Consider the following 13,938-nt stretch of genomic DNA (forward strand, 5'->3'; position numbering starts at 1 on the left):
GACTTTACCGGCCGCGATTGAAATTCCTGCCCCGATCTTTGTCATGATCACGATCGCGGTCTCCACCGTGATCACGATCGCGGTCTCCGCCATGATCACGGTCGTGGTCTCGATGATCCTCGCCGTGATTTCCCGGCTTGCCGTCGGTGTCATGCCGGCCATGGCCATCATGCTTGCTAGGCTTATCCGGCTTGTCGTGATGCGGCCTGTCGTGATGCGGTTTGTCATGATGCGGTTTGTCGGGCTTGTTCGGCCGCTCTTTTTGCGGCTCGGCCTGTTTCTGCGGCGGATCCTGCTTTTGCGGCGCAGGCGCTGCTGCCGGCGGAGGCCGTATCCGATCTTTTCTTTCCGGCGCGACCGAGGCCATGTTGCAGCCGCCGAGCATGCCGATGCCGCCCGCAAGCCGCTGATTGCCGGAGAGGAAGGGCAGGGCGCGTGAATTTCCGAGCGTATCGAGAACGCTGGGATCGACCCGGCGGGCCGGCGACATATCGCCGTTCGGCTTGGCGACGACGCAATCGCAGCGCTGCTGCAACTGGCGGCAACCGCCCGGACCGCAGAAGCTGGCTGCGCCATTCAACAGCACGACGGCAGTGGTGCCGTCGGGGCCGACGTAAAAGTCGAATGCGGTGCCGCGCACGCCGATGGTGCCGGCGGGCGTCAGGATCTGGTAGGCCGAGGATTTCGAATTGCCGCTGACCCAGCGGAAGGTTCCTTTCGCGGCCTTGATGGTGAGTTTCCTGACCGATTGCGAGTCGTCGAAGACATATTTGTCGATGACGACGGACGAGCCCCAGCCGACTGCGAGCTTCGTGCCGTCGCGGAACAGGAATTGGCCGAGCCCGGATTGAGACGTCCGGATGCGCTCGTCGCGGTGAACGCTGGTGTTGACTTCGATCGGCCCGGCCTGTCCCGTCACTTCTGTCCTGATGACAACGGCTTGGCCGACGGGCTCTGCGGCGATCGCTGGCCGCATCGTGGAGAGCGCAATGCAAAGCGCCGCGAGTAATGAACGCCGACCCCACATGATACAGACCCCGGCAAGACGGGGAGAATTAACATTTTAGTAACTGCTTGTCTTCTCGCCCACTTGGGCTAGGGCAGGCCTGGCGGGCGCCGTGCGGGCTTTGCGTCATCTTCCAGAGGGTGTCGCCTTGGGTCCGGGCACGCCTCAAAATTGCACCGTTTCGGAATCATGTCGCACAGTGTCAAAACCAAAGCTCTCGCCTGTCGCAAAAGAGCCGTTGTGCCGCATTTGGATTTGCGATTTGTATGGGCGCGGAGAACAGCTCTTGCCCGAAGGAGAAGAAGGCGGATGCGGAAATATTCGGTTTTTGCCGTGGCGCGAGAGGCCCTGCGTGGCCACAGAGGCTGGGAGAAGCAGTGGACTTCACCGGAGCCTCGCGCCGAATACGATGTCGTCATCATCGGCGCCGGCGGTCATGGCCTGGGAGCTGCCTATTACCTTGCCAAGGAGCACGGCATCACCAATGTCGCGGTGATCGAGAAGGGCTGGCTTGGCGGCGGCAATACCGGCCGCAACACCACCATCATCCGCTCGAACTATCTCTATGAAGAGAGCATGCACATCTATGAGCATTCGATGAAGCTCTGGGAGGGGCTTTCTCAGGAGCTCAACTACAATGTGATGTATTCGCCGCGCGGCGTGATGATGCTCTCGCACAATATTCACGACCAGCAGTCCTTCAAGCGGCACATCCATGCGAACCGGCTCTACGGCATCGACAATGAATGGCTGACGCCGGAACAGGCGAAGGCCTATTGCCCGCCGCTCGATATTTCGGCGAGTGCACGCTACCCGATCAACGGTGCGGCGCTCCAGCGGCGCGGCGGCACGGCGCGCCACGATGCGGTCGCCTGGGGCTATGCGCGCGCAGCATCGGATCGCGGTGTCCACATCATCCAGAATTGCGAAGTGACCGGCATCCGCCGCGCGCCCGACGGACGCGTGACCGGCGTCGAGACCTCGCGCGGTTTCATCGGCGCCAAAAAAGTCGGCGTGTCGGCGGCCGGCCATACCTCGACGATCATGAAGATGGCAGATGTGCGCGTGCCGCTGCAATCGAGCCCGCTGCAGGCGCTGGTTTCCGAGCCGCTGAAACCGATCTTCCCGTGCGTCGTCATGTCGAACACGGTGCATGCCTATATCTCCCAGTCGGACAAGGGAGAGCTCGTCATCGGCGCCGGCACGGACCAGTACAACTCCTATTCCCAGACCGGCGGGCTGCAGATCATCACGCATACACTCGACGCCATCTGCGAACTCTTCCCGATGTTTCGGCGCGTCAAGATGATGCGGCAATGGGGCGGCATCGTCGACAATACGCCGGACCGTTCGGCGATCCAGTCGAAGACGCCGGTTCCCGGGCTCTACGTCAATTGCGGCTGGGGCACCGGCGGCTTCAAGGCGACGCCCGGTTCGGCCAATCTCTTTGCCCACCTGATCGCCCGCGACGAGCCGCACAAGTTCAACGCCGGCCTGACGCTGGAACGCTTCCGCAGCGGCCGGCTGATCGACGAGGCTGCGGCTGCGGCGGTGGCGCACTGATGATGGATGTTTTTGCCCGGATGCTCGCCGCTTTCGTCGCTCACCCCCTCATCCGCTTTGCAAGCACCTTCTCCTCGATGGGGAGAAGGGGAGGAGAAGGAAATCTCACATGCTGCTGATCCATTGCCCTTATTGTCAGGAAGAGCGTTCCGAGCTCGAATTCCGCGGCGCGGGTGACGCCCACATCGTGCGGCCTGCCGATATCGCTTCGATTTCGGACGAGGAATTCGAGACTTATTTCTTTCTGCGCGAGAACCCGAAGGGGCTGATCTTCGAACGCTGGCGCCATATTCATGGCTGCGGACGCTTTTTCAACGCGGCGCGCGATACGGTCAGCGACCAGTTCGTCACGACCTACAAGGCGGGCGAGCCGAAGCCGCGGATCGGTGCCGAAGCCGAGCAGCATGCGCCAGTCGAGACATATGAAGCCGTGGAAGGAGAGGCGCAATGAGCGGTGCACATCGTATCGCCGGGAAGGGGCGCCTGACGCCGGCCAAGACCGCGCGTTTCAGCTTCGACGGCAAGAGCTATATGGCGCTCGAGGGCGATACCGTCGCCTCGGCGCTGATCGCCAACGGCATCCACCTCGTCGGCCGTTCGTTCAAGTATCACCGGGCCCGCGGCATTCTGTCGGCAGGCGCCGAGGAGCCGAACGCGCTGATCGACGTCGCTCGCGACAAGGCGCGCAAGCAGCCGAACGTGCGCGCCACGGTGCAGGAAATCTTCGACGGCATGATCGTCCAGTCGCAGAACCGCTGGCCCTCGCTTGCCTACGATGTCGGTGCGGTCAACAATCTGATGTCGCCGTTCTTCGCCGCCGGCTTCTACTACAAGACCTTCATGTGGCCGCGCGCCGCCTGGAAACACGTCTATGAGCCGTTCATCCGCCGTGCCGCCGGCCTCGGCGTCGCGCCGACGGAGGAGGATCCGGACCATTACGCCAGCCGCTACGCCCATTGCGACGTGCTGGTGGTCGGCGCCGGTGTCGCCGGACTTTCGGCGGCATTGGCCGCGGCCGAGACGGGTGCAAAGGTGATCCTCTGCGACGAGCAGGCGGAAGCGGGCGGAGCGCTGCGCTACGACGCCGGCGTGACGATCGACGGCCAGGATGGTTACGCCTGGGCGCAGAAGACCGTGGCGCGGCTGAAGGCGATGGACAATGTCGAAGTGCTCATCCGCACGACCGCCTTCGGCTATTACAATCACAATTTCGTCGGCCTCGCCGAACGCGTCACCGACCATATCTCCAAGCCTTCCCACGATCTGCCGCGCGAACGGCTGTGGCAGGTCCGGGCCAAGCGGGTGATCCTCGCCAACGGTGCCATCGAACGGCACATGGTATTTCCGAACAACGACCGGCCGGGCATTATGCTGGCCTCGGCGGGGCGGATGTATCTCAATCATTACGGCGTCGCCGTCGGAACCAATGTTGGCGTCTACACGGCGCATGATTCCGCCTATGAAGCGGCTTTCGATCTGAAACGATCCGGTGTTTCGATCGCCGCCATCGTCGATTGCAGGCAGACGCCGGGAGCGGCGGTGCTGGCAGAGGCGCGTGCGCTCGGCATCGATGTCCTCGTGGGTCAATCGGTCGTCAACACGGCCGGGCGGCTGCGCATCTCGTCGATGACGGTGGCGCGCAACGGCGGTGGCTCGCCGCGCAAGATCGCGGTCGATGCGCTTCTGGTTTCGGCCGGCTGGACGCCGTCGGTTCATCTGTTCTCGCAGTCGCGCGGCAAGGTGGCCTTCGATGCCGAAAGCCAGCGCTTCCTGCCGGGCACCTATGCCCAGAACTGCCTCTCGGTCGGCGCCTGCAACGGCACCGACGACCTGCAGCGGACGGTCGAGGAATCGCTCGCCGCCGGTGAACTGATGGCGCAGGCCGCCGGCAAAAAGGGCGGCGGGAAGATCACCATCTCGGCCGAGCAGCCCTATGACTGGACGGGCGGCATGATCGGCGCCGCGGAAGGCGCCGGGCCGAAGACGAATGCCAAGGCCTTCATCGATTTCCAGCACGATGTCTGCGCCAAGGATATCCGTCTGGCCGTGCGCGAGGGCATGCACTCGATCGAGCACATCAAGCGCTTCACCACCAACGGCATGGCCTCGGACCAGGGCAAGCTTTCCAACATGCATGGTCTGGCGATTGCTGCCGAAATGCTTGGCAAGGAAATCCCGCGGGTCGGTCTCACCACCTTCCGCGCGCCCTATACGCCGGTGACCTATGGTACGCTGATCGGCCATTCGCGCGGAAAGCTGTTCGATCCGACGCGCAAGACGCCGCTGCACGACTGGGAAGAAGCCCATGGCGCGGTCTTCGAGGATGTCGGCAACTGGAAGCGTGCGTGGTTTTATCCCAAGGCGGGCGAGACCATGCATCAGGCTGTCGCGCGCGAATGCCGCACGGCCCGCGAGTCGGCAGGCATCTTTGATGCCTCGACGCTCGGTAAGATCGAGGTGGTGGGCCCGGATGCGGCGAAATTCCTCAATCTCATCTACACGAATGCCTGGGACACGCTGAAGCCCGGCAAGGCGCGCTACGGCATCATGACGCGCGAGGACGGCTTCGTTTATGACGACGGCGTCGTCGGGCGCCTGGCGGAGGACCGTTTTCACGTGACAACGACGACAGGCGGCGCGCCGCGTGTTCTCCACCACATGGAAGACTACCTGCAGACGGAATTCCCCGACCTCAAGGTATGGCTGACCTCGGTGACCGAGCAATGGGCCGTCATCGCCGTGCAGGGGCCGAAGGCGCGCGAGATCGTCGAACCGCTGGTCGAGGGACTCGACCTATCGAACGAGGCCTTCCCGCATATGAGCGTTGCCGAGTGCACGGTCTGCGGCGTACCGGCGCGGCTCTTCCGCGTCTCCTTCACCGGTGAAGTCGGCTTCGAAATCAACGTGCCGGCCGATTACGGCCAGTCGGTGCTCGAAGCGGTCTGGGCCAATGCCGAACCGCTTGGGGCCTGCGTCTACGGCACCGAGACGATGCACGTTCTTCGCGCCGAGAAAGGCTACATCATCGTCGGCCAGGATACCGACGGGACCGTGACCCCCGACGACGCGGGCGTCGCCTGGGCCGTTTCGAAGAAGAAGAAAGACTTTGTCGGCATTCGCGGACTGCAGCGGCCGGACCTCGTCAAGGAGGGACGCAAGCAGCTCGTCGGTCTCGTCACCAAGGATCCGAAGCTGGTGCTCGAAGAGGGCGCGCAGATCGTCGCGAGCCCGAACGAGCCGAAGCCGATGACCATGCTCGGCCACGTCACCTCGTCCTACTGGTCGGAAAATTGCGGCCGGTCGATCGCCTTCGCGCTGGTCGCCGGTGGCCGGGCGCGGATGGGTGAAACGCTCTACGTGCCGATGCCGGATCGGACGATCGCCGTCGAAGTGACGGATCTGGTGTTCTTTGACAAGGAAGGAGGCCGCATCCATGGCTGATGTCGCAATTCGCAAGCCGGTGCTGGCCGGCCGCCTCGGCGGCTCCGCAACCGTGCGCCTGACGGTCGCACCGGCAGCGACCCGGGTGGCGCTGCGCGCCCCGGCGGGTTCGCTTGCCGCGATTTCCTCTGCTCTCGGCCTGTCCGTGCCGACCGCCCCGAAAACATCGGGCCGGGCCGGCGCGCGGTCGGTCCTCTGGATCGGGCCTGACGAATGGCTGGTGATCGACGAGGATGGTGCCGATCTGATGGCGGCGCTTTCCGGCGCCGGCGCCGTGCATTCGGCAACCGACGTTTCCCACCGCAATATCGCGATCATCGTTTCGGGACCAGGGGCAGAGACTACGCTTGCCGCCGGCTGCCCGCAGGATCTCTCGCTTGCCTCCTTCCCTGTCGGCGCCGCCTCGCGGACCATTTTCGGCAAGGCGGAAATCGTGCTTCTGCGCACGGCAGAAGATACGTTCCGGGTAGAGTGCTGGCGGTCGTTTTCCGATTTCGTCTTCGGACTGCTGGCCGAGGCAGCGGAAGATGCGGGACATTAACACCGGAGCAATCCGGCATAGACGTCTGTTCAAGGGATAATCGGATGCTGCACCATGCCTCCCTAGGCGTTTCCGATATCGAGCGATCGGCGGCATTCTATGATGCCGCCTTCGCCGCGCTCGGTTATGCCAGGGTCTGGGAGGATATCAGGCCGGGGCAGCTAGGGCAGGCGGTCGGCTACGGCTCTCCCGGCGGAGGAGACAAGCTGGCAATCAAACATCGGCCGGAGGGCCAGCGTCCGCCCGGTCCGGGCTTTCATCTGGCTTTTGCCGCGCCGAGCCGCGAGGCGGTCGATCGGTTTCATGCGGCTGCAATCGCGCATGGCGGCCGTGACAACGGCGGTCCGGGTCTGAGACCCCATTATGGCGCGCATTATTATGCTGCCTTCGTAATTGATCCGGACGGACATGCTCTCGAAGCGGTGATCAATTCACCGGAGTAACAAGAGCCGCGCCTACGCGTCCTCAGGACGATCCTTCGGATCGAACTGGATGATGGTGATCCATCTTGCCGTCAGCGCCGGCTTCTTCTCGTTTTCGATCTCGATCGTCACGTCATAGGTGGTCATCAGCATGCCGCCGCCGCGGAAGCGCGCTTCGGAGAGCAGGAAGCGGCCACGGACGCGGGCGCCGCTCTTGACCGGCGTCATGAAGCGGACGCGATCGAAGCCGTAGTTGATGCCCATGGTCTGCTCGCGCACTTTGGGCAGGCAGTTGTAGTTCATCGCCGACAGCAGGGACAGCGTCAGGAAGCCATGGGCGATGGTGCCGCCGAAGGGGCTCTCAGCCGCCGCGCGTTCGGGGTCGACATGAATGAACTGATGGTCGTCGGTTGCGCCTGCAAAAGCGTCGATCATCGTCTGATCGACGGTGATCCAATCCGAAAGGCCAGTTTCCATGCCGATCAATCCCCGCACGTCGGAGAGTGAAATTTCCTTGACCATGAATTCCTCGTGAGAAAAGCCGCCGGGCCAAGCCTTATCGTGCATTTATGACGATTGCGACAAGGATTTGCGTGCGTGGGAGGAGGCGGTCATTTTTCGATGAAAAAGGCGACCGAGCGTGGCTCCACGGTCACGCGGGCGCCGGCTTTCTTCGCTCCCTCCGGCGTCAATTGACGCCAGCCCGGCTCGCCCTCGCTGGGAAGCGTGAAAAGCTGGCGGTTCTCCGAACGATTGAAGAGCACGGCAAGCCGGGTCTGTTTGCCGCGCGAGGACCGGTCGCCGGTCGCGAGCAGCATGCCGAGGGTCGAAAGCGACGGCGTCTCCCATTCGGCGACGGTCATTGGTTCGCCGGACAGCGAAATCCATTCGACGTCGCCGTTGCCGGACAGGAAGCCCATTTCTGAAAAGACCGTGAAGCGGCGCCGCAGCCCAGAGACGAAGGCGGTGTGGGCGACGAGATCCTCGTTCAGCGCCTTCCAGTCCAGCCAGGTGATCTCGTTGTCCTGGCAATAGGCGTTGTTGTTGCCGCGCTGGCTGCGGCCGCCCTCGTCGCCCGCCGTCAGCATGATGCTGCCGCGGGTGGCAAAGAGCGTTGATATCAGCGCCATGACGTCGTTTATCCGGCGCTTGCGGATCGAGGGATAGAGGGTCTCGCCCTCGACGCCGTTGTTCCAGGAGTGGTTCTCGTTGTGGCCGTCACGATTGTGCTCGCCATTGGCGTCGTTGTGCTTGCCGGCATAGGAGACGAGGTCGATCAGCGTGAAGCCGTCATGGGCGGCGAGGAAGTTGACGCTGCGCGTCTCCTTGCCGTCGTTGCGGGAGAAGATGTCGGAGGAGCCGGCAAGCGCGGTGGCGAGCGAACCGGTCTTCCACTGGTCGCCGCGCCAGTAGCAGCGCAGATCGTCGCGAACCCGGTCGTTCCATTCGAGGAAGGGCGGCGGGAAATTGCCGAGCTGATAGCCGCCAGGCCCGATATCCCAGGGTTCCGCGATCATGATGCGGTCGGCAAGCACGTCGTCGGCGAGGATCGCCGCGAGCGTTCCGCCGTCGCGCTGGAAGCCGGTCGCGGTGCGGCCGATCACCGGGGCGAGATCGAAGCGGAAACCATCGACGCTTGAATTGAGCACGAAATGGCGCAGGCTGTCGATAACGAGGCGCCTTACCTCGGGATGATCGCAGGCGATCGTATTGCCGGTGCCGGTGTCGTTGACGAGTTCGCTGGGGCTGTTCTGGGCATGGCGGTAATAATGCAGGTTGTCGAGGCCGCGCAGCGACAGCGTTGTGCCATAGCGGTCGCTTTCGCCTGTATGGTTGAAGACGAGGTCGAGGATGACCGCGATGCCTTCGGCATGGAGGGCGGCGACGGTCTTGCGCAGCTCCGCCATGCCGCCCGGGACGATCCTCGGATCGAGCGCCATCAGACCGACGGGATTGTAGCCCCAGCCGTTGGTGAGGCCGAGCGGCGGCAGGTGGCGTTCGTCGATCCAGGCCGTGATCGGCATCAGTTCGACGGCATCGACGCCGATCCGCTTCAGGTGGGTGATGACGGAGGGATGGGCAAGGGCTGCGACGGTGCCGCGCTCGGCTTCCGGCACATCGGGATGGAGAATGGTGAAGGGCCGTACTGCCACTTCGTAGATAAAGCCGCCCGGTTTGAAGAGCGGCTTGCCGATTGCAGCGCGCGTATCGGTGGTGACGATCGCCTTCGGCATCAAGTCCTGGCTGTCCTCGCCATAGATACCGAGGCGGGGATTGTAGCGGAACGGCCGATCGATCTCCTTGGCGTAAGGGTCGATCAGCAGCTTGGAAGGATCGAACCAGAGGCCATTGTCGGGCGCATAGATTCCGTCGGCGCGATAGCCGTAGCGGGCGCCTTGCCTGAGGCCATCGACGAAGAGGCGATGGATGTGGTCGCCGTCGCGCACCATCGGCAGGCGCGCGAATTCGCGGTTGCCGTCATCCTCGAAGAGGCAGAGTTCGATCTGTGCGGCATCATGCGACCACACGGCAAATTCGACGCCGGTCTCGAAGACGATCGCGCCCCGCGCCGAATTGCTATCCTGCATGCTCCCCCCGGATCAGGTGATCACGGTTGGCTCGTCGAGTCCCGTGCGCTCACGAATGCTGGCAATGCTTTCGGCGGCCGCGATCAGATCGGCGAGCGCTTCCTGCGTTTCGATGTTGTGGCGAGTCGAATCCGGCTCGTAGCGCTCGATGTAAACACGCAAGGTTGCGCCAGACGTGCCGGTGCCGGAGAGGCGGAAGACGACGCGGGAGCCGCCTTCGAAGAGCACGCGGATGCCCTGATGCTCGCTGACCGATTTGTCGATCGGATCGTGATAGGCGAAATCGTCGGCCTTCTCGACCTTCAAGTTGCCGAAGCTCTTGCCGGGCAGGGTGGGAAGCTGGCTGCGGAGATTGTCTATCAGGCCGTTCGCCGCATCGGTGTCGAGGCCTTCGTAATCGTGGCGCGAATAGTAGTTGCGGCCGTAGGTCTGCCAGTGCTGGGTGACGATATCGGCGACGCTCTCGCCGCGCACGGCAAGAATGTTCAGCCACAGCAGCACGGCCCAGAGGCCGTCTTTCTCGCGGACGTGATTGGAGCCGGTGCCGGCGCTTTCCTCGCCGCAGATCGTCGCCATGCCGGCGTCGAGCAGGTTGCCGAAGAACTTCCAGCCGGTCGGCGTTTCGTACATGCCGATGCCGCGCTTTTCGGCGACGCGGTCGGCCGCGCCCGATGTCGGCATCGACCGGGCGATACCGGCGAGACCGCCGGAGTAGCCGGGAGCGAGATTGGCATTGGCGGCAAGGATCGCCAGGCTGTCGGAGGGTGTTACGAAGATGCCGCGGCCGACAATGAGGTTGCGGTCGCCATCGCCATCGGAGGCGGCGCCGAAATCGGGCGCGTCGTCACCCATCATCTCATCGAACAGTTCTTTGCAGTGAACCGGGTTCGGGTCGGGATGATGGCCGCCGAAATCCGGCAGCGGCATGAAGTTGCGGACCGAGCCGGAGGGAGCGCCGAGGCGGTTTTCGAAGATTTCCTTCGCGTAAGGGCCGGTGACGGCGCTCATGCCGTCGAAGGCGATGCGGAAGCCGAGGCTGATCAGATTGCGGATGGCGCCGAAATCGAACAGCTCTTCCATCAGCGCCGCATAATCCTCGACCGGATCGATGACCGACAGGATCATGCCGCCGGGGAGCTCGTCCTTGCCGATGCGGTCGAGATTGACGTCGGCAAAATCGGCGATCTTGTAGCTGTCGATCGTCTTGGAGCGCGCATAGATCGCGTCGGTGATCTTTTCCGGTGCCGGGCCGCCATTGTTGATGTTGTACTTGATGCCGAAGTCTTCGGTCGGGCCGCCGGGATTGTGGCTGGCGGAGAGAATGATGCCGCCGAAAGCCTTGTACTTGCGGATGATGTGGGATGCGGCCGGCGTCGACAGAATGCCGCCCTTGCCGACCATGACCTTGCCGAAGCCGTTGGCGGCGGCCATCTTCACCGCTTTCTGGATGACTTCGCGATTGTAGTAACGTCCGTCGCCGCCGATGACGAGGCACTTGCCCTGGTAGCCTTCCAGCGAATCGAAGATCGACTGGATGAAGTTCTCCGCATAATTCGGCTGCTGGAAGACCGGGACCTTCTTGCGCAGGCCCGAGGTGCCGGGTTTCTGGTCCAGATAGGGCGTGGTGGGAACGGACTTGATCATTTTAGGTCACATGCCTTTCGAGACGAGGCTTGAATAGAGGGCAGCGTAGCGTTCGGCGCTCTTCTCCCAGGAGACATCCGATTTCATGCCTTGCTTTTGCAATTGGGTCCAGAGTTTTCGGTCCGCGTAAAGATGCATCGCACGGCGGATTGCCTGTAGCATGCCGGTTTCGGTTATGGGGGCAAATTGTATTCCTGTTGCCACTTTCGCCGCAAGTGCGGCGTGGTTGGCGTCGATCACCGTGTCGTTCAACCCGCCGGTGCGGGCAACGATCGGCACGCAGCCGTAACGCAGGCCGTAAAGCTGGGTCAGGCCGCAGGGCTCGAAGCGCGAGGGGATGATGATCGCGTCGCAGCCGGCCTGCATCAGATGCGACATCGGCTCGTTATAGCCGATCGAGACGCCGATGCGGCCTGGATGGCGGCTGGCGGAAGCGAGCAGCGCTCCTTCGAGAGCGGCTTCGCCGGAGCCGAGCACCACGAGCTTGCCGCCCATGGCGACGATTTCGTCGGCGACGTTGGCGACGAGATCCATGCCCTTCTGCCAGGTGAGACGGCTGATGACGCAGAAGATCGGAGCCTCGTCATCGTCGAGGTGGAAGAATTCGGCGATCGAGCGGCGGTTCTCCTCGCGGTTCTTCAGCGTCGTCGGGCCATAATGGGTGTGGACGACAGGATCGGTCGCCGGGTTCCAGATATCGGTGTCGATGCCATTGACGATGCCGGAGAGATTGTCGATGCGGCTGGCGATGACGCCTTCAAGCCCCATGCCGAATTCGGGTGTGAGGATTTCATCGGCGTAGGAGGGGCTGACCGTGGTGATCGCATGAGCGGTCTGCAGGCCGCCTTTGAGATAGCCGGTGGTGCCGTAATATTCGAGGCCGTCGACGGCGAAGGCATGGCCGGGCAGGCGCAGGCCGGGGAAGATCTCGGGGCCGAACTGCCCCTGGAAGGCGATATTGTGGATGGTCAGCACGCTCGGCAGCTCAGGCGTCGGGTAATAACGCATGTAGACCGAGGTCAGCGCCGCCTGCCAGTCATGGGTATGGACGAGATCCGGGCGCCAGCCGGGCAGCAGACCGGCGGCGATCTCGGAGGCTGCAAGTGACAGGGCGGCGAAACGGCGCCAGTTATCGGGATAATCCTTGCCGAGCGGATCGAGATAGGGGCCGCCCGGCCTGTCGTAATAGGCCGGCGCATCGAGGACGAGCAGGTCGAGGCCCTCGTGCTGAACCTCCAGCACGGTTGCCTTTTCTCCGAGCAGATCGGGGAATTCCAGTTTGGCGACGGGATCGCGAATGACCTTCATGACGGCGGGATAGCCGGGCAGAAGGGTCTTGGTTTCGACCCCGAAGGCTTTCAGGGCAATCGGCAGGGCGCCGGACACATCGGCCAGGCCCCCTGTCTTGATCAGAGGGAAGACTTCGGACGAAACCGAAAGAACTTTCATAAGTCAGATATCCAGCTTGTCGATCATCGGTTGCGTGATCAAGCAGATGCCGCTTTCGGTCCGCCGGAAGCGCTTGGTGTCGAGCTCGGGATCCTCGCCGACAACAAGGCCTTCCGGAATGACGACACCATGGTCGATCACCACGTTCTTGAGTTGCGCGCGACGCCCGATCTTGACGTTCGGCAGGATGACCGCTCCTTCCAGTTTGGAAAAGGAGTTGGCCCTGACACCGGTGAAGAGCAGGCTTTTGTTGAGGCTGGCCCCGGAAATGATGCAGTCGCCCGAGACGACGGAAGACGTGGCCGAGCCGCGGCGATCCTCGTCGTCATGGACGAATTTCGCCGGCGGCGTGATCTCCGCATAGGTCCAGATCGGCCAGGACTTGTCGTAGATATCGAGCTCCGGCACGATCGCCGTCAGGTCGATATTGGCCTGCCAATAGGCGTCGATTGTGCCGACGTCGCGCCAGTAGGCCTCGTGCTCGAAATCCGAGCGGACGCAGGATTTGGCGAAGCGGTGGGCGACCGCCTTACCGTGCTGGACGATATAGGGGATGATGTCCTTGCCGAAATCGCGGCTCGAATTCGGGTCGGCGGCGTCGCGGCGAAGCGCGTCGAGTAGGAATTTGGTGTGGAAGACATAGATGCCCATCGAGGCCAGCGCGAAATCCGGCTTGTCGGGAATGCCGGGCGGATCGGCCGGCTTCTCGACGAAGGCCATGATCTCGTCCTTCTCGTTGACATGCATGACGCCGAAGCCGGTCGCTTCCATGCGCGGCACTTCCAGGCAGCCGATGGTGACGTCGGCGCCGGAATCGACGTGCTGCTGCAGCATCCATTCATAGTCCATCTTGTAGACGTGATCGCCCGCGAGAATGACCATGTATTCGACGCCGTAATCCTCGATGATGTCGATGTTCTGATAGACGGCATCGGCGGTGCCTTCGTACCATTGCGTCTCGGAGACGCGCTGGCTGGCGGGCAGGATGTCGAAGCTTTCATTACGTTCCGGACGGAAGAAGTTCCAGCCGCGCTGCATGTGCCGGATCAGCGAATGCGCCTTGTATTGCGTTGCGACGCCGATGCGGCGAATGCCTGAGTTCAGCGCGTTCGACAAAGCGAAATCGATGATGCGGGCCTTGCCGCCGAAATAGACGGCGGGCTTGGCGCGCCGGTCGGTGAGTTCCTTGAGACGGCTCCCCCTGCCGCCTGCCAGAACATAGGCCATTGCATCGCGGGCAAGTGGCTGAATACGCTTTTCTACCATTTTCTCCTCCCACCAGTC

Annotated in this window: 11 protein-coding genes; 5 read left to right on the plus strand and 6 right to left on the minus strand. The window is 62.9% G+C overall.

Annotation, left to right across the window (positions count from 1 at the left end; all coding sequences use genetic code 11):
• Nucleotides 1–4 precede the first annotated feature (4 nt).
• Nucleotides 5–1,027 carry a FecR domain-containing protein gene (locus tag ATY77_RS04875; protein WP_088686362.1) on the minus strand — a complete coding sequence of 341 codons (1,023 nt, stop codon included), beginning with the start codon at nt 1,025–1,027 and terminating at the stop codon, nt 5–7.
• A gap of 288 nt (nt 1,028–1,315) precedes the next feature.
• Between ATY77_RS04875 and ATY77_RS04880 the strand changes: the two genes are divergently transcribed.
• The 5 genes from ATY77_RS04880 to ATY77_RS04900 all read left to right on the plus strand — a co-directional run bounded on the left by ATY77_RS04880 (nt 1,316) and on the right by ATY77_RS04900 (nt 6,994).
• The gene (locus tag ATY77_RS04880) at nt 1,316–2,569 is read left to right on the plus strand and encodes a sarcosine oxidase subunit beta family protein (protein WP_088677838.1); all 1,254 of its coding nucleotides are present in this window, start codon (nt 1,316–1,318) and stop codon (nt 2,567–2,569) included.
• Between the two features lie 109 nt (nt 2,570–2,678).
• Nucleotides 2,679–3,020 (plus strand): sarcosine oxidase subunit delta, encoded by a 342-nt coding sequence (locus ATY77_RS04885; RefSeq protein ID WP_088686363.1) that lies wholly within the window; start codon nt 2,679–2,681, stop codon nt 3,018–3,020.
• Nucleotides 3,017–6,010 carry a sarcosine oxidase subunit alpha gene (locus ATY77_RS04890; protein WP_088686364.1) on the plus strand — a complete coding sequence of 998 codons (2,994 nt, stop codon included), beginning with the start codon at nt 3,017–3,019 and terminating at the stop codon, nt 6,008–6,010. Before ATY77_RS04885 ends, ATY77_RS04890 begins: the two co-directional genes overlap by 4 nt.
• Entirely contained in the window at nt 6,003–6,551 is a 549-nt protein-coding gene (locus tag ATY77_RS04895; protein ID WP_088686365.1) for a sarcosine oxidase subunit gamma, read from the plus strand. The genes ATY77_RS04890 and ATY77_RS04895 overlap by 8 nt, the downstream gene beginning before the upstream one ends.
• Nucleotides 6,552–6,595: 44 nt before the next feature.
• Nucleotides 6,596–6,994 (plus strand): VOC family protein, encoded by a 399-nt coding sequence (locus ATY77_RS04900; protein ID WP_088686366.1) that lies wholly within the window; start codon nt 6,596–6,598, stop codon nt 6,992–6,994.
• A 12-nt stretch (nt 6,995–7,006) separates the two neighbouring features.
• On the opposite strand, the gene ATY77_RS04905 is transcribed toward ATY77_RS04900, so the two are convergent.
• From ATY77_RS04905 to glgC, 5 genes are all read right to left on the minus strand, one after another.
• A complete protein-coding gene (locus ATY77_RS04905; RefSeq protein ID WP_088678046.1) occupies nt 7,007–7,495 on the minus strand; it encodes a MaoC family dehydratase in 489 nt (162 codons plus the stop codon).
• An 89-nt stretch (nt 7,496–7,584) separates the two neighbouring features.
• A complete protein-coding gene (gene glgX / locus ATY77_RS04910) occupies nt 7,585–9,561 on the minus strand; it encodes a glycogen debranching protein GlgX (protein ID WP_088686367.1) in 1,977 nt (658 codons plus the stop codon).
• Nucleotides 9,562–9,573: 12 nt separating this feature from the next.
• Complete coding sequence (locus tag ATY77_RS04915) at nt 9,574–11,205, minus strand: alpha-D-glucose phosphate-specific phosphoglucomutase (protein ID WP_088686368.1); 1,632 nt, start codon at nt 11,203–11,205, stop codon at nt 9,574–9,576.
• 6 nt (nt 11,206–11,211) lie between these two features.
• Complete coding sequence (glgA, locus tag ATY77_RS04920) at nt 11,212–12,654, minus strand: glycogen synthase GlgA (protein ID WP_088686369.1); 1,443 nt, start codon at nt 12,652–12,654, stop codon at nt 11,212–11,214.
• 3 nt (nt 12,655–12,657) lie between these two features.
• On the minus strand, nt 12,658–13,920 hold the full coding sequence (glgC, locus tag ATY77_RS04925; protein ID WP_088686370.1) for a glucose-1-phosphate adenylyltransferase: 1,263 nt from the start codon (nt 13,918–13,920) through the stop codon (nt 12,658–12,660).
• Nucleotides 13,921–13,938 lie beyond the last annotated feature (18 nt).

This window comes from Rhizobium sp. R634 (genome assembly GCF_002211305.1).
In the GTDB taxonomy this organism is placed as follows: Bacteria; Pseudomonadota; Alphaproteobacteria; order Rhizobiales; family Rhizobiaceae; genus Rhizobium.

Coding starts and splice junctions, on each gene's coding strand:
- ATY77_RS04900 (WP_088686366.1), top strand. CDS start 6,596: ATGCTGCACCATGCCTCCCTAGGCGTTTCCGATATCGAGCGATCGGCG.
- ATY77_RS04915 (WP_088686368.1), bottom strand. CDS start 11,205: ATGATCAAGTCCGTTCCCACCACGCCCTATCTGGACCAGAAACCCGGC.
- ATY77_RS04895 (WP_088686365.1), top strand. CDS start 6,003: ATGGCTGATGTCGCAATTCGCAAGCCGGTGCTGGCCGGCCGCCTCGGC.
- glgC (WP_088686370.1), bottom strand. CDS start 13,920: ATGGTAGAAAAGCGTATTCAGCCACTTGCCCGCGATGCAATGGCCTAT.
- glgX (WP_088686367.1), bottom strand. CDS start 9,561: ATGCAGGATAGCAATTCGGCGCGGGGCGCGATCGTCTTCGAGACCGGC.
- ATY77_RS04890 (WP_088686364.1), top strand. CDS start 3,017: ATGAGCGGTGCACATCGTATCGCCGGGAAGGGGCGCCTGACGCCGGCC.
- ATY77_RS04905 (WP_088678046.1), bottom strand. CDS start 7,495: ATGGTCAAGGAAATTTCACTCTCCGACGTGCGGGGATTGATCGGCATG.
- ATY77_RS04885 (WP_088686363.1), top strand. CDS start 2,679: ATGCTGCTGATCCATTGCCCTTATTGTCAGGAAGAGCGTTCCGAGCTC.
- glgA (WP_088686369.1), bottom strand. CDS start 12,654: ATGAAAGTTCTTTCGGTTTCGTCCGAAGTCTTCCCTCTGATCAAGACA.
- ATY77_RS04875 (WP_088686362.1), bottom strand. CDS start 1,027: ATGTGGGGTCGGCGTTCATTACTCGCGGCGCTTTGCATTGCGCTCTCC.
- ATY77_RS04880 (WP_088677838.1), top strand. CDS start 1,316: ATGCGGAAATATTCGGTTTTTGCCGTGGCGCGAGAGGCCCTGCGTGGC.